The organism is Lyngbya sp. CCY1209 (assembly GCF_035615495.1).
GTDB lineage: Bacteria > Cyanobacteriota > Cyanobacteriia > Cyanobacteriales > Microcoleaceae > Limnospira.
Genome location: NZ_JAJENU010000103.1, coordinates 1 through 1,093 on the forward strand (window position 1 = coordinate 1; position 1,093 = coordinate 1,093).

At 52.6% G+C, this 1,093-nt stretch carries 1 protein-coding gene; it reads left to right on the plus strand.

The annotated features are described in order from the left end of the window. A partial coding sequence (locus LKE08_RS00635; protein WP_324702259.1) for a Uma2 family endonuclease occupies positions 1-732 on the plus strand: 732 nt, incomplete at its 5' end. Between the last annotated feature and the right edge of the window lie 361 nt (positions 733-1,093).

A 1,093-nucleotide genomic window follows, 5' to 3' on the forward strand; every position in this document is an offset into this window, starting at 1 on the left:
TGTTTGGAGTGGCTGTGGCGCGATCGCGAAGATTTCTTTATCGGTGCCAACCTGACGATCTATTTTAGCCGTCAACAATTGCGGAACCGGGAGTTTCGCGGGCCGGACTTTTTCCTGGTGCAACCCACTGAGAAGCGTCCCCGCAGATCCTGGGTGGTGTGGGAAGAGGGGGGACAGTACCCCAATGTAATTGTCGAATTACTCTCACCCACCACGGCAACCGCCGATCGCGCCGAGAAAAAACGGCTCTATCAAAACCGATTTCGGACACCCGAATATTTTTGGTTTTCCCCGGATACCTTGGAGTTTGAAGGATTTCGGCTGATTGGGAACCAATATCAGGACATTCCACCCAACGATCGCGGTTGGCGGTGGAGTCAGGAACTCGGCTTGTATCTTGGAATCGAAAATGAGAAGTTGCGGTATTTTACGCCGGACGGAACGTTAGTCCCGACTCCGGAAGAAGCCGCACTACAGGAGATCCAACGCGCTGAAGCCGAACAGCAACGCGCTGAAGCCGAACAGCAACGCGCTGAAGCCGAACAGCAACGCGCCGACGCCGAACAGCAACGCGCAGACGCTGCCAATCAAGAAGCCGAAGCCGAACGCCAACGCGCCGATGCTGCCAATCAAGAAGCCGAAGCCGAACGCCAACGCGCAGACGAAGCCGAATTGAAGGCGCAACAATTATTAGAACAGTTGCGATCGCTCGGTTTTGAGCCGGACTCTTAATCCCGGCAAAAGCGGTTTCAAAAAATCCGTGGGAGATCAAGAGTGTTTGACGCCTACGGATTTATTTTTGCCCGTTTCTCCCAGTTTTTGAAAGGCGCGGGGGTGGGCGTTCCAAATTTGAAAAATAAATGCTCGAAATTGTTGGTGGGTTCCGGGTGCGATCGCCCCTTATAACCCATTTTTCTGTCCGTAGGGGTCATCACGACTGTCCAATTTCAACAGTCCTAGAACGCGCTAAAGCGCAACAACAAATGACTTAAATTGCCCCCCCAACCCATGCTAATCTAGAAACCACACGACACTGAGAATCCGTTCGACCCGACCCCATGAGCAACACCCTTTACGAACAGGATTTCTATAG